Genomic DNA, 22435 nt, shown 5'->3' on the forward strand with positions numbered 1-22435 from the left:
ATAAGAGATTGAAGTTCTATGACCATTTTAGTCACCGGCGGAGCCGGATACATCGGTTCTCACACCGTATTAGAGTTATTACAACAAGGTACTGACGTTGTTGTACTCGATAACTTAAGCAATTCATCAAATGAGTCATTGGCTCGCGTAAAACAAATCACGGGTAAAGACGTCACGTTTTATCAAGGTGATATTTTAGATAGAGCCTGCTTAGACAAAATCTTCAGTGAACATACTATTGATAGTGTTATTCACTTCGCAGGTTTAAAAGCGGTTGGTGAATCGGTTGTAAAACCTATCGAGTATTATCAAAACAACGTACAAGGTACACTGACTCTGGTTGATGCTATGCGTGATGCTGGCGTATTTAAGTTAGTATTTAGCTCATCAGCAACGGTATACGGTGACCCAGCAAGCCTGCCAATTCGTGAAGATTTCCCAGTTGGCGGTACAACTAACCCATATGGCACATCAAAGCTTATGGTTGAAATGATGCTGCAAGATATCGCGAAATCAGATGAACGCTTTGCCTTTGTTATCTTACGTTACTTTAACCCTGTCGGCGCTCATGAATCTGGCCTTATCGGTGAAGACCCAAACGGTATTCCTAACAACTTATTACCTTATATTTCGCAAGTCGCTGTGGGTAAGCTAGAAAAGCTAGGTATATTTGGTGATGACTACGATACTGTAGACGGTACAGGTGTTCGTGACTATATCCATGTCGTCGATTTAGCATTAGGTCATTTAAAAGCACTTACCCGAATTGCAAGTGATACAGGTGCGCACGTATTTAACCTTGGCACAGGTAATGGTTATTCAGTACTGCAAATGGTTACCGCTTTTGAGAATGCCAGCGGCCAAGCCGTACCATACCAAATTTCGCCGCGTCGAGCGGGCGATATTGCAGCTTGCTACGCAGCTCCAGAAAAAGCGTTAAAAGAGCTTGGCTGGCAAGCTGAGCGTGGTATCGATGAGATGATGCAAGATACATGGCGCTGGCAAAGCAATAACCCGAACGGTTATGAAGGTAAGTGATTACAAGAAATAGATAGAATAATATCTAAATTGTAACGTCGGTGTTATATTTATGATTCATAGGGATTCTGTAATTTAAACGTGGAAAAAAGTATGTCCAAATTGTGTTTAATCCTTGGTGGAGCCATCACTCTTAGTTCTCCATTAGCTTTAGCTAATAGCGTTCATTCTCAGCAGTCTTTTGTTGGGTACACTGGTTTAATTAACACACCAAATGCGAGTGTTTTAGATAAAGGAAGTGTCAGTTTTGGTTTCACAAATCAACTAGAAAAAAGCAAAATTACTGAAGATGGTCATACATTTATTATTGCAGCTGGACTTTTTGATGGTCTTGAAGTTAATGGTATGATTGTCAGTGATACTATGCATGACAATTTCTTTGAGGTTGGTTTTGGGAAGCAAATAAGAGATTTATCTTTTAATGCGAAGTATCAAATACCATATATTCCTGAAGATTGGTTTGATTTAGCTGTAGGCGCAAGAGATATTGGTGGTGATGTTAATTTCTATAAGACATATTATGCTGTTGCATCAAAAGAGTTATGGAATTTTAAATTCTCAGCAGGTATTGCTAAAAGTGATCGTTTCTATGGCCAGATGGATGGTGTGTTTGGGGGCGTTGAGTACCAAGTATTCGACTGGTTTAGTTTACAAGCAGAGCATGATGCAGAGGCATTTAATGCGGGTGCTAAAGTGACTATTCCTAAAAAGTGGCTTTATGATATCGGCGAGCTAACCTTTACCAGCCGTTTTTATAGTAATACTGATTACTCTAAAGAAGATACCTATTGGGGTGTTAACTTTAGTATGCCGCTTTCGAGTGAAGATAAACAGAATTATCAAAAAGTTGAAGCAGCCCCTTATGTAGCACCGGTATCAACTCAACCAATAGCTAAAATAGATGATCATGGTTTAGGCTTTATTCAAACTGCCATAGCACCAGAATTGGCTGAACAACCAAAGGCCCTTACAGTAGTAAATGTAAAACAAGCTCCAACACAAAATACGCAAAAACTAGCCACCTCAAGTTTAAATAGCCAAGTAATCGAATTAAAAGAAGCGCTGATTAACGATGGCTTCGAGAATGTAGTGGTTGGCTACAACCTGAATACTGTATTCGTAAACTTTGAAAACTCGGTATTTAACCGTAACGATATTGATGCCATTGGTGTAGTCCTTGGCCGTATTGCCGAAAATGTGACTGATGAAAGCACGCACTTTAATGTACAGCTTTCTAAAACAGATATCCCTTTAATTGCAATTCAGGGCAAGGTTGATAACTACCGCTTATTCATTGAAAAAGGCGTAAGCCCTGATTTAAATGTACAGCAAGGGAAAGCGAGTATTCCTGAAGGTGTTGTATGGGCCGGTAAAGCAGAGGCAAGCCCTTACTTTAAACCACGCTTAACACTCAGCCCAGCTACATCTACCACATATGCAACCGATCTTGGAGTTTTTGATTACTCCTTAGGATTACGAGCCGAGCTCGATGTGCCGCTGTGGCAAGGTGGTGGCATAAAAGTAACTGGCCAAACTATTATAGACGAAAGTAGTGACTTTGAAGATAACGGTGTATTTGATAATTACAGCCTAGATGAAGGCGTTGTTAATGCTGTGCTGCACCAAACCTTTGCGCTACCATACGGCTTTTATAACCAAACGCAAATTGGCTTTTTTAAAGACTACTTTGATTATAAAGCTATTATTAACGAGACCGCTTGGTTAAGCCCTGAAGGCCGCCATGTTGTTAGTGCTAAAATTGCCTACTTTGATTATGCAGATTACCGCGCATCACGTGAGTACGAAACACTTACATACCAGTACAACTGGGTTGAGCAAGATATTACCTTGCATGCTACTGCAGGTAGCTATTTTTATGGCGATAGTGGTTATCAGTTAGAGAGCCGTTTTTGGTTTGGTGATAGTTACATAGCTGTGTTTTATGAAAATACTGACGCGCAAAAAGCCGGTGTAGCAATTAATATACCGCTTACACCGCGAAAAGACATGAAAGTAACACCATTTGGTCAGTTAAAAGGCCGTGATAATTGGCGAATTGGCTTAAGTACACAAATTGGTGAAAGAAACGTGCTTGTATTCAACCAAGCATATGCTCCTTCGTCACAAATCACCTTGGACAAAACAATGTATAAACGCGGTCGCTTAACTTCGAGCTATATTTATAGCAACCTAGCGCGAATGAAAGAAGCGTATGAGAGTTATAAATAGTAGCGACTCGCAGTAGCGAGGGGCGAGAAACGAGTCAAACATAAGAAGTCAGATATAAGAGGTTAGTGGTTAGAGCCACTAACTTCTATTATCAAACTGTTGTCTTAGACCCGTTAACATGGCCCCTAACTCTTTGGTTTCTGATATCCAATACAATGCTTTTTCACGTTCTAAGTAGCCTATCTCCAGGCCTATATAGATTTGTGTTCTTGTTTCTGCAAGCGAAGATCTCGCGATATCTATAAACCGACTTTTCTCTTTGTAACTTTCACGGCTTACTCCTTCAGCTATGTTACTAGGCACTGATAAGCCTGAGCGGGTTAACTGATCTCTAAAACCGAAGTCTTTTAATTCATTTGTTGATTTGTAAATTTCAGCACTTAATCGTGCAGACCGTTTCCATACATCTAGATTTTCAAAGTTCATAACTAACTCCTTGTTTGACTAACCACTAACCACTAACCACTAACCACTAACCACTAACCACTAACTTCTACTTTTGTCCCGTAGCCTAACTCTGCTTTTAGCTTTTCTGCTAGTGCTTGTTTGGCTTGCTCATCGCCGTGGACGATTTTGATTAAACTTGGCTTTTTGCGCATGCCGGTGACAAATCTGATAAGTCCTTTTTGATCAGCGTGGGCGCTGTAGCCGCTGATGGTATGAATTTGCGCTTTAACCATTACTTTTTGATTATCGATAACTACATAGCCGCCGCGTGGGCCGTACTTTTGAATATCTCGGCCTAAGGTTCCTTGCCCTTGGTAGCCTACAAAAATGACATCGGTTGTTTTGTCGGGTAAAAACCGTTCTAGGTAATTAACAATTCTGCCGCCATTACACATACCGCTGGCAGCAATGATTATTGCAGGCTGCTGTTTTGAGGCTAAAAAGTTAATCAGGGCAAGGTGTTCTTGGTGGCTATCAATGGTGTGTAGCTGCTTAAAGTCGAGCGGGTGGCGGCCTTGTTTTACGCGTTTTTTTGCTTCGTTATCCCACAGCGCTTTAAAGTGTAGATACTCATTTGTGAAGTTGGCTGCCATTGGCGAATCTACAATAATTTGCAGTTTATGCCACATAGAACGTTTGCTTGCAGAGTGAATTAGCTGTTCAAACTCATAGAGTAGCTCTTGAGTTCGGCCAATACTAAAAGCGGGTATGAGTACCACGCCATTATCACTTACGGCACGTTCTATAACCTTTTTAAGTACGGTTACGCGCTCTTTACGACCTTGATGGTTTTTATCACCATAGGTCGACTCAATAACTAATGTATCGGCGCGGTAAGGCGGTTTTGGCGTTGGTAATAATGGCGTGTAAGGTGCACCTAAATCACCTGAAAATACCACTCTATGCGAGTTTGGTTTTTTGCCTAGCTCAATTTCAATATAGGCTGAGCCTAAAATGTGCCCGGCGCGTTGCAGGCGAATTTTATATAAGGGTTTTTGATTGCTTGAGGCTACTTTTTCGGGGCTAAAGCCCACTCCTACGGGAATAGAGTACCATGTGTTGAAATCGAGAGAGACAATCTGTTGTTTTAGTAACTTTAAGCAAGTGCGGATTATTGCTTCATCGCGAGTTACACCCACTTTTAAAGCATCTTCAATCACCATAGGCAGTAGCTTTGCTGTGGCAACCGAGGTGAAAATAGGCCCTTTAAAACCAGCTGCAAGTAGATAGGGTATGCGACCAACATGGTCGATATGGCAGTGCGTGACAATCAGCGCTTTTACCGTTGATATATCAAACTCAATTGCTAGGTCTTGTTTGCTGTCTTCCCCCTGAAATAGACCACAATCAACAAGTACAGAATTTGCATCATCAATAAATAGCTGGTGGCAAGACCCTGTTACGCCTTTCACCGCTCCGTGGTGTTTTATATGCATAATAATCTCCTGATTTTAAGGCTAGATATTACATTAGATATCAGAAGTCAGATTTTTTAGTAATTAGATTTTAGAAGTTAGATATCAGTTGATCGAGAGGGTGGTGTTATTTTTTGTGCAATTAAACAAAGAACTTGCTACACATGAAATGTATTTTACTTTGCTCTAACCTCTAACCTCTAACCTCTAACCTCTAACCTCTAACCTCTAACCTCTAACCTCTAACCTCTATATTTTTACCCCTTATTTATCTCTAAAATCGCTTTAAGGGTATGTTCTTTTTCAAGAATGTCGCGATATAAAGCAAACTGGTTGCGGGCGCGTTCTAGGTTGTGGTTTGCATGTTTGGTGGCAAAGTAGTTATCGCCATCAATAAAGTCTGTTAAAAAGCGCAGGCCAATCATAAAGGTCATAACTTTGGTGCCTAGCCAGAAACTTTCTTTTTCGGCATCGGTGATCACATCTTGCAGTGGTTCAACATAGCCTTTAACTATGGCGGCGAAGATTTCTTCACGAACACGTACATTACTTAGGTTGGTTGAATCTTCTTGCTCAGGAGAGCAGAAGGTACGCACCATATCGCCAAAATCAAATAACCAATAACCAGGCATACAGGTATCGAGATCAATAACTGCCTTTGCATCATCAGATTGCGTGCAAAAAAGCATGTTGTTGATTTTTGTGTCGTTATGACAAGGTCTTAAAGGAATGTTTCCTTCAAGTTGTTTTAGTTCTTCAACAAGTGATTGCTGAGCTAAACAAAAATCGATGTCGTCTTGGCAAAGTGCCACACGGTTTACAGAGTCTTTTTCGAGAACTTTTTTGAAAGCATCAAAGCGCATCGCTAAGTTATGAAAATCTGGGATCACATGATGCAGCTGATCAGCCTGAAAATCTTGTAGTGCTAGCGCGAATTGGCCAAATGCATTGGCTGCAGTTTGTGCTTGCGAGATAGTTGCTACAACATCTTCACTATAACTGCCGCCAATAAATTCGAGTGCACGCCAAACACCTTGATCGCATTCAACTAAAAAGTCATTTTCGATAGTTGGAACATGACGAATAATTTCGAGGCTGTATTCACCATTGTTGTGTTTTTCACTTAGGTGCTGCTCAATGAGCCGTGCATTTTCAACAAGATGCTTAGGATTAGGGAACACATCGGTATTTAACTTTTGCACAACCAAGGCGTTTTCTTCTGATTTAAGTAACATGGTTGTGTTGATGTGGCCATTGCCAATAGGCTTTAGCGTTACGTTATCTGTGCTTAAGCCAAAGTGCTCAGAAAGATAAGTTGCAACAGGGTTCGACTTCATTAATTTTCCATTACTTATTTTTTGCAAGAAGAGGCGAGGGTTTAATCGTTTAGCTTACGACGTAACTGACATAAAGTGTGTGCTATTGCATCCAGTTCAGCTTTGTAGGTTACGCCATACCATGGCTCTTGTGCAGTATAAACGGTTACAGCTTGGCGGTTATCTTTAATCGCGAATTGTATCTCATTTGGTAAATAATACTCTTTCGTGACACCGTTGTCAGTATTTTCTAAAAACTCAATAAAGCCTGTTTCTAAGTCATTAAATAAACTGGGCGTTATTCCCCAAAAGCTCATAGAACCTAGGGCATCATCGGCAATTTGTAATCTCTCACCATGTGGATTGTTGCCTTTTAAAACATTATTTTCGAGTTTAATATCTAGGTACTCGACTACATCAGTTAAATGCTGGTGGCTATCAACAGAGCATACACCGCGGTTTACACCACCTTCTTCGGAGAGTGTATCTATAATCGGATAACCTACCATCGCCCAATTGCTATACTGTTTGAAGTGTTCGCTAATAATGGCAAAAGAAGACTCACCGTAATAATCATCGGCTGTAATGACAATAGCAGGGTTATTCACATAAGGTTTTGCGCAAAGTAACGCATGACCTGTGCCCCATGGCTTTTGGCGTTCAGCAGCTAAGTGCTCATAACCATGTGGCAGCGCGTTAATTTGTTGCTCAACTAAGATTACTTCGAGCGACTTAGGCAGGCGCGGTAAAATCGTCGCTTCAAATTCAGCACGAATGTTTTTATTAATGATGATCACCACCTGGCTCACACCTGCTTTAACCGCATCCTGAATACTAAGTTCCATGATGGTACAGCCTAGCCCCGGAATTTCGGCAATTTGTTTGTTTCCGCCAAAGCGGCTACCCAGCCCGCCAGCCAATACGATTAAAGTAAGAGAGTGTTGAGTCATCGCGCAAATTAAATGAAAAACAAAGGAAAAGTGTACCAGAAACACTCACGGTGGAGGAAGAGAAGCTTAAAGCTATAAGTCATAAGTTTTGAGCCGTTCGGTGTTGTTTGCGGGCTCTTTAATGATTTTCCGGTTTGGTGTTGAATGTTAGACGCGCCAAGCAAGCGTGACGCCTACGTTTGATGTAGGCGTGAAATTTATTTCGCGCGATGGTTTATAATAGAGATTAGATATCAGAAGTCGGATTTTTAGTCGTTAGAATTCAGAAGTTAGATATCAGTTGATCGAGAGGGTGGTTTTATTTTTGTGCAATTAAACAAAGAACTTGCTACACATGAAATGTATTTTACTTTTTTAACCACTAACCACTAACCACTAACCACTAACCACTAACCACTAACCACTAACCACTAACCACTAACCACTAACCACTAACCACTAACCACTAACCACTAACCACTAACCACAGTTTTCGAACCTAATAGCTTCATATTTACGTAGGTGGTATATTCTCTGTGTGGTGTTTAACCCTTTTAGGTAGACGATTAATGGCAAAAGATAGATACGCGCCAAAAGCACTTGGCGATATTATGGCGGGCTTGAGTGGTCGCTTAGCATCTTATGCTGGTAAAACCCAAGGCTTGTCTTCTCAACAAAGCATTCTTGATGACTTTTTAGGTGAAACGCTTTCAAAAAAATGCCGGGTAAGTAACTACCGTGATGGTACTTTGATGATAGAAGCGGTTTCTGCACCGATTGCACTGCGTTTAAATTACTTAAAAATGGATATGCTTTCGCATTTTCGTGCCGCTGGCATGGTAGAGCTTGGGCAAATTAAAATTACCGCAAACCCACAAGCAACTCAGCGCTTATCGGCAACTAATAAACCAGAGCAAAAGCCTGTTTCGAAACGCCAAATGAGCGAACAAACTGCTGATTACCTCAGCGCCATCGCCGCAGATGCACCCCCATCGTTAAAAGCCAAGTTAGAGCGTTTAGCACAACATGGGCGGAAAAAGTAAATAAAGCCATCAGCTTTCAGCTTTGCGGTGTGGTTTGTGGGTATAGCTCGTAGGAGGTACTTTAGTGCCGAAATTTAAGGAGCCGTCAGCTTTGAGCTGAACGGTGCTGTTTGTAGGTTTTTTAATGATTTTCTGGCTTGGTGCTAAGTGCAAGACGCGCCAAGCAAGCGTGACGCCTACGTTTGATGTAGGCGTGAAATTTATTTCGCGCGATGGTTTTATAATAGAGATTAGATATCATAAGTCAGATTTTTTAGTAGTTAGAATTCAGAAGTTAGATATCAGTTGATCGAGAGGGTGGTTTTATTTTTTGTGTAATTAAACAAAGAACTTGCTACGAATGAAATGTATTTTACTTTGTTCTAACCACTAACCACTAACCACTAACCACTAACCACTAACCACTAACCACTAACCACTAACCACTAACCACTAACCACTAACCACTAACCACTAACCACTAACCACTAACCACTAACCACTAACCTGCTTTTTTCTCCCCTGATCTTGATTTTATTTCGATTGTCGCCATATCTACTCAGTAGTTTAATTTTCGTGATTTTTGCGGGGTTAAACTAAAGTTTACGGCTGATTTTTAAATTTTCTTGCTGAAAATCCATATCTTCACACACAGAAGGTTTGATGTTGCGCAGACTCTGGTATGATAGCGCACGAAATAAGCGGTGTTTTGAACAGCGTACTGATAAATTGTTAATTAATATGCCCTACATCATGAGCATAAGCGCATATTAATTATCAATTGAAGAAAGTGGGTTAGCTAATGACTAGCTAACAAAGAATATATTGTAACGGTTTTATCATGATATCTAATTTATTTACCAAGATTTTTGGTAGTCGCAATGACCGCACTATTAAAAACCTAAGAAAGACGGTCGCACTGATCAATGCGCTTGAAACGCAATTAGAAGCGCTTTCTGATGAAGATCTAAAAGCAAAAACAGCAGAATTTAGAGAGCGTTACGATAACGGACAAAGCCTAGATGACATTTTACCAGAAGCATTTGCTGTGGTACGTGAAGCATCTAAGCGTGTAAACGGCATGCGTCACTTCGACGTACAGCTACTAGGTGGTATGGTTTTACATCAAGGTCGCATTGCAGAAATGCGTACCGGTGAAGGTAAAACACTAACAGCAACATTACCTGCATACCTTCGTGGTTTAACAGGTAAGGGTGTTCACGTAATTACCGTGAATGACTACCTTGCAAAACGTGACGCCGAAACTAACCGCCCATTATTTGAATTCTTAGGCCTAACAGTTGGCTGTAACGTACCTGGCATGATGCCGCAGCAAAAGAAAATCGCTTACGCTGCTGATATTACTTACGGTACTAATAACGAATTTGGCTTTGATTATCTTCGCGATAACATGGCATTTAGCATTGAAGAACGTGTACAACGCCCACTTTACTACTCAGTCGTGGATGAGGTGGATTCAATCCTAATCGATGAAGCGCGTACGCCGCTAATTATCTCAGGCCCAGCTGAAGACAGCTCTGAGCTTTACATCGAAATCAATAAAATTGTGCCAGAACTTGAGCTACAAGAAAAAGAAGATGAAGAAGGCGTTGAAGGTGACGGCGACTTCACTATCGATGAAAAATCTAAGCAAGTTCACTTAACTGAACGTGGCCAAATTAAAGTAGAAGAACTATTGATTGAGCGTGGCTTAATTCAAGAAGGTGATTCACTTTACTCAGCTTCAAGCATCACATTATTAAGCCATGTGTATGCGGCACTTCGTGCTCACAAGCTTTATCAAAAAGACGTTGATTACGTTGTTAAAGAAAACGAAGTTATCATCGTTGATGAGCACACTGGTCGTACAATGGAAGGTCGTCGTTGGTCAGAAGGTTTACACCAAGCTGTTGAAGCAAAAGAAGGTGTACGCATTCAAAACGAAAACCAAACATTGGCATCAATCACATTCCAAAACTACTTCCGTTTATACGAAACACTAGCGGGTATGACAGGTACAGCAGACACAGAAGCGTTTGAGTTCCAGTCTATCTATGGTCTAGACACAGTAGTAATGCCAACTAACAAGCCGATGATCCGTGATGATCGTGCTGACCTTGTGTACTTAACTCAAGAAGAAAAGTACGAAGCAATTCTTGCTGATATCAAAGATTGTCAAGAACGTGGTCAACCGGTACTTGTGGGTACTATTTCTATCGAAAGTTCTGAGTACTTATCGCAGTTCTTACGTAAAGAAAAAATCAAGCACAACGTACTAAATGCTAAGTTCCACGCGCAAGAAGCAGACATCGTTGCCGATGCAGGTTTACCTGGCACAGTAACCATTGCGACTAACATGGCCGGTCGTGGTACCGATATCGTGTTAGGTGGTAACTGGCATAGCGAAGTTGAGAAACTAGAAAACCCAACTGATGAACAAATCAAAGCGATTAAAGATGAGTGGCAAAAACGCCACGATGCAGTAATCGAAGCGGGTGGTTTACACATCATTGGTACTGAGCGTCACGAATCTCGTCGTATCGATAACCAGCTACGTGGTCGTTCTGGTCGTCAAGGTGATGCCGGTTCAAGCCGATTCTACTTATCAATGGACGACGCGCTAATGCGTATCTTCGCTGGTGAGCGCATGACTAACATGATGCGTAAACTAGGTATGCAACGCGGCGAAGCGATTGAGCACCCTTGGGTTAACCGCGCAATCGAAAACGCACAACGTAAAGTTGAAGCACGTAACTTCGACGTTCGTAAACAATTACTTGAGTACGATGATGTAGCAAACGACCAACGTCGTGTAGTTTACTCACAACGTAACGAGCTTCTTGAAGAAGGCGATATTTCAGAAACTATCACTGCCATTCGCGGCGATGTATTAAACGGTACAATTGATCAATACATTGCACCGCAAAGCTTAGCTGAAATGTGGGATATCCCAGGCCTTGAAGAGCGCTTAAAGCAAGATTTCTTAATCGAGCTGCCAATTTCACAATGGTTAGCTGACGATAACAAACTATACGAAGAGAAACTTCGTGAGCGTATCGAAGAAGCGGTTGAGCAAGCATACAAGCAAAAAGAAGAGATGGTAGGCGAGTCTGTACTACGTCAATTCGAAAAAGCGATTATGCTACAAAGCCTAGACCAACATTGGAAAGATCACTTGGCTGCGATGGACCACCTTCGTCAAGGTATCCACTTACGTGGTTACGCACAGAAGAATCCTAAGCAAGAGTACAAGCGTGAATCATTCGAACTATTCTCTGAAATGCTTGAGAACTTAAAAATCGACGTTGTGGGTATTTTAAGTAAAGTACAAGTTCGCGCTGAAGAAGATGTTGAGAAAGTTGAAGAGCAACATCGCCGTAGCGAAAATGCACCGCGTGAATACCAACACGAAGAAGCTGAGCACATTGGTGGCGAATTACCTCAAGGTGCTGTAGTAACTCAACGTGCAGAGCCAAAAGTCGGCCGTAACGAGCCGTGCCCTTGTGGTTCAGGTAATAAATTTAAGCAGTGTTGCGGTAAATTAAAATAACCAAAACACGGTGATAAAAAGCGACGCTTGCGTCGCTTTTTTTATGAATAAGGAAACAACAAATGACTAAAAAAGTAGTGCATGTTGCAGTCGGTGTTATTTATAAAGATCAGCAATTATTTATCTGTAAGCGACCAGACGACAAACACCAAGGTGGCTTATGGGAATTCCCAGGCGGTAAAGTAGAGCAGGGCGAAAGCGTGTTTGCTGCGCTACAGCGCGAGTTATTAGAAGAAGTAAACCTCACTGTAAATGGCAGTGAAGAGCTAATGGTTATTGAACATGACTACGGCGATAAATGCGTACGCTTAGATGTGCACATTGTTGATGATTTCACTGGCACAGCCCATGGCGCAGAAGGCCAACAAGGTAAATGGGTCTCACTAAGTGAGCTTGATGATTACAGCTTCCCAGCCGCTAATGTTGATATTATCGAAAAGATAAAGCAGCGGTTTGAGCTGTAACAGTCGTTCCTAGGTTTGATGTAGGCGTGAAATTTATTTCGCGCGGTGGTCATATAATAGAGGTTAGTTTTTAGTAGTTAGATTTCAGAAGTCAGATCAGATCGAGAGGGTGGTTTTATTTTTTGTGTAATTAAACAAAGAACTTGCTACACATGAATTGTATTTTACTTTGTTCTAACCACTAACCACTAACCACTAACCACTAACCACTAACCACTAACCACTAACCACTAACCACTAACCACTAACCACTAACCACTAACCACTAACCACTAACCACTAACCACTAACCACTAACCACTAACCACTAACCACTAACCACTAACCACTAACCACTAACCACTAACCACTAACCACTAACCACTAACCACTAACCACTAACCACTAACCACTAACCACTAACCACTAACCACTAACCACTAACCACTAACCACTAACCACTAACCACTAACCACTAACCACTAACCACTAACCACTAACCACTAACCACTTAATCTCTCCCTCCCATCGCTCAAAAATGCGACTCATCTTGTTTTGATAAGAATTGTTACATATTCGGTTTTATTGTTTTGCTCGAGAGGTTTATTATGGAGAAAGCGAAAAACTAATGATTAATTAGGTTTGCTAGTTTTTCGATAAATACATCAAAAAATAATTAGTACGGGACTCCCATGAAAAAAGTAACACTTACCGCGGCAAGTATTGCACTAGCCCTCGGTCTTGTTGGTTGTGGTGAAAAAGAACAAGAAACTAAAGCACCAGCAACTGCGGCCGTAACTGAAGCAAAAGCACCTTTAAATTCAGGTATTGAACTGGCGAACATGGACAAATCTGTTCGCGCACAAGATGACTTTTACTATCACGTAAACGGCGAATGGTTAGAGAAAACAGAAATTCCTGGTGATAAATCAAACTACGGTTCATTCACTCAGCTTTACGATGATTCGCAAAAAGCGATGAAAGAAGTATTAGAAAAAGCAGCGGCAAACACTAATGTTAAGCCGGGTTCTGATGAAGCTAAATTAGCTGCATTTTACAACAGCTACATGGACGAAGCAGGTCGTGAAGCGGCAGGTATCAAGCCATTATCACCAGTACTAGATAGTGTTGATGCAGTTAAAAACAAGTCTGATTTAGTTGCTTTAATGGCTGAACTTCGCATTAAAGGCGGTAGCCTACCGTTTGGTTGGTACGTAAACAACGACGCGAAAAACTCTAGCGAAAACGCGATGTATGTTTACCAGTCTGGTTTAGGTTTACCAGATCGTGATTACTACCTAAAAGATGAAGAGAAATTCACAAAAATCCGTGAAGCTTACCAAGCATACGTAACAGCTATCTTAAGCAAAGCGGGTGTAGCTGATGCTGAAGCCGCAGCTAAAGATATCATTGCACTTGAAACAAGCATTGCCGATGCGCAGTGGAGCCGTGTAGAAAGCCGTGATGCAACTAAATCTTACAACAAGATGAGTGTTGCTGATGCTAACAAACTAACAGGTGAGTTCGACTTTGCAGCTTACCTTGATGCATCAGGTATCAAAACTGAAGATGTAATTATCCGCCAACCTAGCTACCTAGAAAAATTTGCGGGTATCTACAGCGATACAGATTTAGCAACTTGGCAGAACTACCTTAAGTTCCACTTTGTTAGCAACTACGCTGCATTATTAAATAAAGAGCTAGTCGACCTTAACTTTGACTTCTACAGCACAACACTTCGCGGTGTAACAGAGCAATCACCTCTTTGGAAAAAAGCGGTTGATGCATCGAACGGTGTATTAGGTGAAATGCTAGGTAAAGTATACGTTAAAGACAACTTCCCACCTGAAGCGAAAGCGCGTATGGAAGAGTTAGTTGATAACGTAATCAAAGGTTATGCAGTTGCGATTGAAAACCTTGAGTGGATGAGCCCAGAAACAAAAATCGTCGCGAAAGCGAAACTTGATAAGTTCACGCCAAAAATCGGTTACCCAGATAAATGGAAAGACTATTCTGCACTTGAAGTTAAAGGTGACGACTTAGTAGGTAACTACATTCGCCACAGCGAGTGGGAATATGCAGATATGACTGCAAAACTAGGTAAGCCAGTTGACCGTTCTGAGTGGCACATGACACCACAAACAGTTAATGCTTACTACAACCCTGTAAACAACGAAATCGTATTCCCAGCGGCTATCTTACAACCGCCATTCTTCAACCTAGAAGCTGATGATGCTGTTAACTACGGTGCAATCGGTGCGGTAATCGGTCACGAATTAGGTCACGGCTTTGATGACCAAGGTGCGAAGTACGATGGTGACGGTAACTTACGTAACTGGTGGAGCGACTCAGACCTTAAACAGTTTGAAGAGCGCACGGGTCAGTTAGTTGCTCAGTATAACGAGTACAAACCATTTGAAGATGCAACGGTAAATGGTCAGCTTACATTAGGTGAAAACATTGGTGACTTAGGCGGCTTAACTGTTGCTTATACTGCTTATCAATTATCACTTGGTGATGAAAAAGCGCCTATCATTGATGGCTACACAGGTGATCAGCGTTTCTTCATGGGTTGGTCGCAAATTTGGCGTCGTAAATACCGTGACGAAGAGTTACGTAACCGCCTAATGACAGACCCTCATTCTCCAAGCCACTACCGTGTAATCGGTATTCTTTCAAACATGCCAGAATTCTATCAGGCGTTTGATGTGAAAGAAGGCGACAAAATGTATATCAAACCAGAAGATCGCGTAAAAATCTGGTAATTGATTATCGATTTAAAAAAGGCTCTGAGTGAACGCTCAGAGCCTTTTTTGTTTTAGGAGCTGTCAGCTTTCAGCCGACATTTGATGTAGGCGTGAAATTTATTTCGCGCGAAGAAATTAAACCATAATCGCATCTTTAAGATACTGGAATAACTCTTTGTAAGCTTTGGCAGGCTTTTCTGCTTGCACTTCTTTTGCGGCGCTACGCACTAATTGGCGCATTTTTTGGCGTTCAAGAGAAGGGTATTGATCAATTGTTGAATTGATCAGGTCGTCACCTTGTTTGATCAAATCATCACGAAGCATTTCAATCTTGTTCAACAAAACATCCGCTTGGTTGTTTTTGTTAAGCATGATGTCGATCATCGCTTGAATTTCATCAACGTTCTCTGTGGTACGTAATACTTTTGCGATGTAGTTTAGGTTACGACGATATGCATCGCTTTTGTCACTCACCTTATCAGAAACAACAAGGGCTTCTTTTAAATCGTGATTGAGTGGTAAACGATCGCGTTGCTTTTTCGGCATTTTCGCGATTTCAGCACCCAGACCATGATATTGCATGGCTTCACGTTTTAATTCGCTTTTTGATACGTAAATAATTTCTTCTTCGATAAGTGGCTTTTTCTTCTTCGCCATAAGGATGCTCATTCAGTAAACTTAACTATTCACTATTATACGTCATTTAGTTAATGATTAATATTAGCTGATGCAGGTCTCGCAGTGTGTTAGCATTCGTTACACTATAAAAAATATCAGAACCTAGGACACACAAGATGAAAGATCCTATTTATCAACACATTTCTGAAGTGAAAGACGCAGTAAGCGAAGTGCTTGAGCATGCAAAAAAGCTCGGTGCAACAGCAGCAGAAGCGGCGATGTCGAGCACATCAGGTTTGTCTGTCAGCACGCGTATGGGTGAAGTTGAAACAATAGAGTTTAACCAGGACGGTGGCTTAGGTATCAGTGTTTATGTGGGTAATAACAAAGGTTCTGCTTCAACGGCAGACCTAAACCCTAAAACATTACGTACAGTGGTCGAAAAAGCCATTGATATTGCTAAGTTCACTTCTGACGACCCATTTAACGGTATCGCTGATAAAGAGTTGCTTGAGTTTGCACCGCTTGATTTAGATTTATACCACCCGTGGGAAGTAAGCCCAGAGCAAGGTATTGAGCTTTGTCATCAAGCAGAGCAGGCGGCATTAAACGCTGATGAGCGTATTGTAAACTCAGACGGTGCGAGTTTTTCTTCTCACCAAGGTCTACGTGTTTATGGTAACAGCCATGGCATGATTGCAGGTTACCCACGTACCCGTCATAGCATTAGCACTATGGTGATAGGTAAAGATGGCGAGCAAATGCAGCGCGATTCAGCCTATACCGTAGCGCGCCATAAAGATGATTTAAATGACGCTGCAAAAGTGGGTCTCGAAGCTGCAACAGAAACCTTGGCTAAGCTTAATAGCCAAAAGCTAGGTACTATGAAAGTGCCTGTAATCTTTAGAGCAGATATTGCTAACTCATTGTTTGGCCATTTAGTGTCGGCGATTGGTGGTGGTGCACTTTATCGTAAATCGAGCTTCTTGCTTGATAGCTTAGGGACTAAAGTCTTTAGCGATTGCGTGAATATCTCTGAGCGCCCGCATTTATTAAGAGGTTTAGCGTCTTCGCCGTTTGATGCTGAAGGTTTAAAAACGGTAGACCGTGAAATTATTCAAGGTGGTGAGCTGCAAACTTATCTATTAGCTAGCTACGCGGCACGCAAACTATCGATGACACCAACGGGTCATGCTGGTGGTATTCATAACTGGCTAGTTGAACAAACCCATGCCGATTTAAAAGCGCTATTAAAAACCATGGGCACAGGTTTATTAGTAACTGAGCTGATGGGCCAAGGTGTGAACACCGTAACTGGTGATTACTCACGTGGTGCAGCTGGCTTCTGGGTTGAAAATGGTGAAATCCAATACCCAGTCAGTGAAATCACGATTGCTGGTAACTTAAAAGACATGTTCAAGGCAGTTGTCGGCTTAGGTGGCGACATCGAGCGTCGCGGTGGTATTCAAACTGGCTCTGTATTGATTGAACAAATGCAGGTTGCTGGTAGTTGATTCATCAATAACTACTCAATTTTTAAAGCCTCACGTTTGTGGGGCTTTTTTATTTGAAAAAACGCTTTACCTAAACTTAACTTGAGGTTTTATCTTGATGGCAGTTTAAAAATAAAAAGGAAAACTACCATGTATTTAGAGCACGTAAACCTTGTTGTTAGTAATATTGATGCCATGCTGCACTTTTATAAAGCCGCATTCCCGCACTGGCGTGTGCGTAGCCAAGGTGATAGCACATGGTCAGGCAAACCGCGTAAATGGCTGCACTTTGGGGATGATTACCAATACCTTGCATTAAGCGATAACGGTGAAGCTGAAAACCGTGATTTAGCAGGTCACCAAGTGGGCCTGGCTCATTTTGCTTATGTGACAAACGATATTAATGCTGTAGTTGAGCGTCTGGTTTCGGCTGGTTATGAAATTGATAAACACGGCCCAGAAAACCCTTATCGTAAAAATGTATATTTCATCGACCCCGCAGGCTTTGAAGTTGAGTTTGTAGAGTATTTCAGTGATATCCCGAGTGAGAGGAATAATGACTTGTAGCTAGAGCTATCAGCTTTCAGTTTTGAGCCGAGCGGTGTTGTTTGTAGGCCTTTACCAAAGGCCTGCCTCGTAGGAGGTACTTTAGTGCCGAAAATTTAAGGAGCCATCAGCTTTCAGCCGTCAGTTTTGAGCCGAGCGGTGTTGTTTGTAGGTCAGGCATAGGTTGATCAAATGGCGTTGTATATAAGACGCGCCAAGCAAGCGTGACGCCTACGTTTGATGTAGGCGTGAAATTTATTTCGCGCGTTATCTTATTATATTGCGCGATGTAAAACTGCGGCTACGATAACTAGCACCTAGCACCTAGCACCTAGCACCTTTACTGCACCTTATTCATCTCTTTCCAACTGGCTTTTAGGCTGTTGGCAAAGCTGATGAACTTTTCTTTCATGGTGCGTTTTACTTTGATCTCAACTGAGCCTAGCCATACATTACCTTCAATGGTGATGGTTGGGCCTTGGCCTTTATTTAAGGCAACTGATTTGTTTTCTACGCTGCCAATCACACTAAACAGTTTAGATACCACATTGACATGTTCTGGCACGTAGATTTCGTCGCTACCTAAAATACAGTTCACATAAATGGTGACATGCTGATGTTGGAAAATTGCTTCACTAAAGTCGAGTTCGATTGAACCTAAACAGTTTGTGAGGTGAATTTCTTTTGGTACCACCCATTGGCCGCCGCGCTCATTTGAACCCAAAATGCTTCGAAGCTGCAGGCTTTCGTTGTCGCTGCTATGGCTGTAGTGAGGTTTAAATTGCGCATGCTTTTGCGATTTGTAGTCAATATCTGCCTTCAGATCTAAATCAGCAACAAGCTCAACGAGTACTTCGTTGCTGGTGGCCGCCATTGCTTGGTCTAGGCGGCGTTCAAATGCTTCAGCTGAAATAACAGCATGACTGTAGTTATAAATGAGTTGATCAATAACTTCTTCTCTTACTTGATCGATTGGGCGATCTTCAAGTTTAACGGCCATGGTAGTTCCCTGTTGTGATTATCAAAGTGATTTTTCTGTTATTCGTTATGTGCAAAGCTTAGGCCAAAGTTTATTTCTTTATAAATCAGTTTGTTGTGTTTTTAGCTGAATAAGCTACTTCGTTAAATTAACCACAGATTAATAAAATCAGCAACTAAATGGTTATTTTTGCAACATTGTGAACATCTTACCGAGCAGCTTGTAAATCTTTACCGAAATGAATATAAATCACCGCTGAATTGGCATTTAACCTATTGAAAATTAATAATTAAATAGTTGGCATCATAGTCGCATTAGTAAAACTGTCTTTAATCAAAAGGAGAAAGATTATGAACACTTTTAACAAATCTATGATTGCCGCTTTAGTAATTGGTGCAACTAGCATGTCAGCTCAGGCAAGCAGCTGGGAAAATGAAAGTAAAGATGCTTGGATTGATGGTAAGGCAGAAACTGTGCTTCTTATGAACACAAACCTTAACAACTTTGACATCAACACTGATGTAACGAATGGCAAGGTTGTATTAACAGGTAAAGTTGATAGCGAATTAGATAAAGAGCTTGCTGAAGAGCTGGTTCTTAGCCTAGATGGCGTTAGCTCTGTAGATAACAAACTAACGGTTGTTAAAAACATGAAGGCTAAGAAGATGAAAGCGGATAAAGCTGATTCAGCCGAAAGCGATTTAACCGATGCAAAAATCAGTACTGTAATCACAACGCGTTATTTATTTAACTCAGAAGTGGGTGGTACCGATATCGATGTTGATACCGACAACGGTGTAGTAACACTGAAAGGTACTGTTGAGTCTGATGCAGAAAAGCAATTAGCAATCAGCATTGCTGAAAACGCTGAAGATGTTCGCAAAGTAATCGATGAATTAACGATTGTTGCTGAATAACAGCAAGCCTACATAGCCCTGCTTTGGCTGGGCTTCTATTTTTCAAGGAGTGAGTCATGGATTTAATACGTATTATTTTATCGGTTTTAATTCCACCTCTCGGCGTATTTTTACAGGTAGGTTTAGGTGCGCAGTTCTGGATTAATATTCTTTTAACCTTATTAGGGTACATTCCAGGTTTGATTCATGCTGTGTATATCATCGCTAAGCGATAATCACAGCATTAATTAGCAAGGATGGGTAATGGAGCACAGCAAGGAAGGGCTGTAGGAGTAACGGACGATAAACCGCAAGGAGTTTACAGTATGGACAATGTAGCTAAGCACAAAGGACAACAAGGAAGTAACAAGGCGTTATGGAGTAGCGCACAATGGCAACGCTTTATGGATAAAGTGAACGGAAATGACAGCAAGGAATAAGCTTAGGCTGGGAGCCAAACAGGATGAAGCTAGCGTAAGGAGGGGACTATATGGAACAAGTACAAACGCAACCAACACAAGGATTGACCGACAAAGGAGTTGCTTTATGGAACAAGCAACAGTGGCACGAATTTATGGAACACGCGAAAGCGGTTGCGCCACGATTAACAGGGAAGGCTGACGATAAAAACCCGATGTCATCTTCAGGTGACATCGGGTTTTTAACTACTTCAGCAATTTATCTTTATAACTTAAATTGATTAACAGTCTTATTTAAAGACGCAGCTAATTCATTCAAATCACGTGCTTCATCCGCCAATTCATGGGCATGATCCGCAGTGCTATTCACTAAGTGATTAATCGCTGCCAAGCTATTGTTGATATCTTCTGCAACCACAGTCTGCTGTTCTGTCGAAGTCGCAATTTGATGACTTTGATCTTGTACATTTGTCACTGATTGCGCGATATCTTGCAGTGCTTGCAATACAATTTGTGTTTGCTCAACTGAGCCTTCAGCACGTTCTTGACCTTGTTGCATCATGGTTGATGCTTGTTGAGCAATTTGTTGTAAACGGCTGATCATATTGCGAATATCATCAGTAGATTCTTGCGTTCTGCTTGCCAGTGAACGAACTTCGTCGGCAACAACTGCGAAGCCTCGGCCTTGCTCACCTGCACGGGCAGCTTCTATCGCCGCGTTTAGTGCGAGTAAGTTGGTTTGTTCAGCGATTGAGTTGATAACATCAACCACCGCGCCGATATTGCCGCTTTCTTGCTCAAGACCCGCAACGACTTTAGATGCTTCACCGATGTGACTCGCCAGAGCGGTCATTACTGACTGAGCTTGAGTCGAGCGTTTAGTGCCATCTGCAGTAATAGTTTGTACTTCTTCAGCGGCATTATTAGTGTGCTGCGCATTACGCGAGATTTCCATCACTGTAGAAGCCATTTCGGTTACAGCCGCACTCACACTGTCAACTTGTTGCTTTTCTTGCTGAATTTCATCGTTGGTTTTTTGCGAAACAATTTTCAACTGACTCGCAGCTTGGCTTAGTTGCTCAGCCTGCGCGGCAGTATTAAGCATCATCGCGCGCAATTTATCGATGAAGGTGTTCATGTGATGAGCAAGTTGACCCACTTCGTCATGACTCTTAATTTCGATTTTTTGTGTTAAATCGCCATCACCTGATGCGATATCACGCATGATGTAAGTCAGTTTAGTCAGTGGTTTGGTGATCATTTGCGTTGCCCAGAAGATCATCGCAATGATAATCGCGATAATGATGATCACTGAGGTTGTGGTTGTCATCACCGCATCGTTCACTGGTTCATCAATCATACTGGTTGGAATTAAAATACCCACGTACCAATCAAGGTAAGGGGTTTCTAATTCAAGGCGGTTGTATACAACGTAATATTGCTCACCTTTGAAAGTCACAAAGCTACTACCATCTTTTTGGCTTTTCATCGCGCGGTTTAATTCGCTAAAGCCTGAAGTGTCGCTAAATTGCTTTTCGAGGGCATCTAAACCTTCTTTGCCATTCGGACCTTCGTCAGTCACAGACAGCTTGTGGCCAGTGCGTTTAGAAAAGTGCACAACCTTTTGGTTGCCATCAAGTAAGAAACCAAAGCCTTGGCCATTAAAGCGGATTTCTTCAACCATGTCGTTGATATTATTAAGCTGTAAATCAACACCACCAAAGCCAACAAGCTTGTTTTGTTTATAAACAGGCTGTTGTACAACTGCAGAGGCATTACCTGTGGTTAAATCCACAGAAATTGGGCCTACATAGAGTTTGTTGATCTTTAGAGCGTCTTGCCACCAACCACGTTTATAAGCGTAGTAAGGCTGGCCGTTGTAATGACTGGTACGCTCATTTTCTTTGAAATACTCACCTGTTGTTGCAGATGCAAAGAAGGCAGATAAGATGTTGTCATCGTTGCCACTGATTCGTACAAAATCTTGATTAACGCTGTCGTATCCAGGCTGGTTATCAAGGCTTTGGTCACGTTTAGTCCAGTTGTCGAACCAATTCACTAAATGCGGATTTGTCACGAAGGTTTGTACTACTTTACCGTATTTGGCAAAGTAACCTTGCATTGAAAGTCGCTCACTCTGTAAATAGCTGTCGGCTTCGCGTTGAATAGCTTGGCGCGATAAATCAGCAATATGGCTAACAAAAAAACTAGACGCGATGATCAGTAGTACACTTATCGTCCCGCCGATGAGTAGTAATATTTTTTTACGTAAAGAGAGGTTATTTAACATAGGTGCACGTGTTTTTATTATCGGGTAGAGTTACCTATCTAATCATATTTGCACCCAA

18 protein-coding genes are annotated in these 22435 nt (G+C 41.6%); 11 read left to right on the forward strand and 7 right to left on the reverse strand.

All coding sequences use genetic code 11. The annotated features are described in order from the left end of the window. Positions 1-18 precede the first annotated feature (18 nt). Both galE and P4S60_RS01135 read left to right on the forward strand, forming a co-directional pair. On the forward strand, positions 19-1038 hold the full coding sequence (gene galE / locus P4S60_RS01130) for a UDP-glucose 4-epimerase GalE (RefSeq protein ID WP_337114739.1): 1020 nt from the start codon (positions 19-21) through the stop codon (positions 1036-1038). A gap of 93 nt (positions 1039-1131) precedes the next feature. Then, a complete protein-coding gene (locus P4S60_RS01135) occupies positions 1132-3267 on the forward strand; it encodes a YjbH domain-containing protein (protein ID WP_337114740.1) in 2136 nt (711 codons plus the stop codon). Positions 3268-3345: 78 nt separating this feature from the next. On the opposite strand, the gene P4S60_RS01140 is transcribed toward P4S60_RS01135, so the two are convergent. The 4 genes from P4S60_RS01140 to P4S60_RS01155 form a co-directional block, all read right to left on the reverse strand. After that, a complete protein-coding gene (locus P4S60_RS01140) occupies positions 3346-3693 on the reverse strand; it encodes a four helix bundle protein (RefSeq protein WP_337114741.1) in 348 nt (115 codons plus the stop codon). Positions 3694-3746: 53 nt separating this feature from the next. Continuing rightward, entirely contained in the window at positions 3747-5150 is a 1404-nt protein-coding gene (locus tag P4S60_RS01145; protein ID WP_337114742.1) for an MBL fold metallo-hydrolase, read from the reverse strand. Positions 5151-5386: 236 nt separating this feature from the next. Further along, positions 5387-6466 (reverse strand): phosphotransferase enzyme family protein, encoded by a 1080-nt coding sequence (locus P4S60_RS01150; protein ID WP_337114743.1) that lies wholly within the window; start codon positions 6464-6466, stop codon positions 5387-5389. A gap of 41 nt (positions 6467-6507) precedes the next feature. Beyond that, complete coding sequence (locus P4S60_RS01155) at positions 6508-7395, reverse strand: NTP transferase domain-containing protein (protein WP_337114744.1); 888 nt, start codon at positions 7393-7395, stop codon at positions 6508-6510. 548 nt (positions 7396-7943) lie between these two features. On the opposite strand from P4S60_RS01155, the gene P4S60_RS01160 reads away from it, so the two are divergent. The 4 genes from P4S60_RS01160 to P4S60_RS01175 all read left to right on the forward strand — a co-directional run bounded on the left by P4S60_RS01160 (position 7944) and on the right by P4S60_RS01175 (position 15154). Further along, on the forward strand, positions 7944-8417 hold the full coding sequence (locus P4S60_RS01160) for a DUF721 domain-containing protein (protein WP_337114745.1): 474 nt from the start codon (positions 7944-7946) through the stop codon (positions 8415-8417). 820 nt (positions 8418-9237) lie between these two features. Next, positions 9238-11946 carry a preprotein translocase subunit SecA gene (secA, locus tag P4S60_RS01165; RefSeq protein ID WP_337114746.1) on the forward strand — a complete coding sequence of 903 codons (2709 nt, stop codon included), beginning with the start codon at positions 9238-9240 and terminating at the stop codon, positions 11944-11946. A 62-nt stretch (positions 11947-12008) separates the two neighbouring features. After that, the gene (gene mutT / locus P4S60_RS01170) at positions 12009-12410 is read left to right on the forward strand and encodes an 8-oxo-dGTP diphosphatase MutT (protein WP_337114747.1); all 402 of its coding nucleotides are present in this window, start codon (positions 12009-12011) and stop codon (positions 12408-12410) included. Between the two features lie 671 nt (positions 12411-13081). Then, positions 13082-15154, forward strand: a complete 2073-nt coding sequence (locus tag P4S60_RS01175) for a M13 family metallopeptidase (RefSeq protein WP_337114748.1) — start codon at positions 13082-13084, stop codon at positions 15152-15154. A gap of 117 nt (positions 15155-15271) precedes the next feature. Here the strand turns inward: P4S60_RS01175 and yjgA are convergent, their stop codons facing one another. Further along, on the reverse strand, positions 15272-15793 hold the full coding sequence (gene yjgA, locus P4S60_RS01180) for a ribosome biogenesis factor YjgA (protein ID WP_063700007.1): 522 nt from the start codon (positions 15791-15793) through the stop codon (positions 15272-15274). A gap of 137 nt (positions 15794-15930) precedes the next feature. Between yjgA and pmbA the strand changes: the two genes are divergently transcribed. Beyond that, complete coding sequence (pmbA, locus tag P4S60_RS01185) at positions 15931-17268, forward strand: metalloprotease PmbA (protein ID WP_063699980.1); 1338 nt, start codon at positions 15931-15933, stop codon at positions 17266-17268. 129 nt (positions 17269-17397) lie between these two features. Further along, positions 17398-17814 (forward strand): VOC family protein, encoded by a 417-nt coding sequence (locus tag P4S60_RS01190; protein WP_337114749.1) that lies wholly within the window; start codon positions 17398-17400, stop codon positions 17812-17814. Between the two features lie 319 nt (positions 17815-18133). Here the strand turns inward: P4S60_RS01190 and P4S60_RS01195 are convergent, their stop codons facing one another. Further along, complete coding sequence (locus P4S60_RS01195; protein ID WP_337114750.1) at positions 18134-18793, reverse strand: LiaF domain-containing protein; 660 nt, start codon at positions 18791-18793, stop codon at positions 18134-18136. Between the two features lie 329 nt (positions 18794-19122). Here P4S60_RS01195 and P4S60_RS01200 point away from each other — a divergent pair, with 329 nt between their 5' ends. The 3 genes from P4S60_RS01200 to P4S60_RS01210 all read left to right on the forward strand — a co-directional run bounded on the left by P4S60_RS01200 (position 19123) and on the right by P4S60_RS01210 (position 20368). Next, complete coding sequence (locus P4S60_RS01200; protein ID WP_105174978.1) at positions 19123-19689, forward strand: BON domain-containing protein; 567 nt, start codon at positions 19123-19125, stop codon at positions 19687-19689. 56 nt (positions 19690-19745) lie between these two features. Further along, the gene (locus tag P4S60_RS01205; protein WP_064971745.1) at positions 19746-19904 is read left to right on the forward strand and encodes a YqaE/Pmp3 family membrane protein; all 159 of its coding nucleotides are present in this window, start codon (positions 19746-19748) and stop codon (positions 19902-19904) included. Positions 19905-20158: 254 nt separating this feature from the next. Further along, positions 20159-20368, forward strand: coding sequence for a hypothetical protein (locus P4S60_RS01210; RefSeq protein ID WP_058583864.1), 210 nt, complete (start codon positions 20159-20161; stop codon positions 20366-20368). On the opposite strand, the gene P4S60_RS01215 is transcribed toward P4S60_RS01210, so the two are convergent. After that, on the reverse strand, positions 20353-22377 hold the full coding sequence (locus P4S60_RS01215; protein ID WP_105174977.1) for a methyl-accepting chemotaxis protein: 2025 nt from the start codon (positions 22375-22377) through the stop codon (positions 20353-20355). The two genes, P4S60_RS01210 and P4S60_RS01215, sit on opposite strands and share 16 nt — an antisense overlap. Positions 22378-22435: the final 58 nt, after the last annotated feature.

Source organism: Pseudoalteromonas sp. Hal040, from assembly GCF_037162425.1.
Lineage (GTDB): Bacteria > Pseudomonadota > Gammaproteobacteria > Enterobacterales > Alteromonadaceae > Pseudoalteromonas > Pseudoalteromonas gelatinilytica.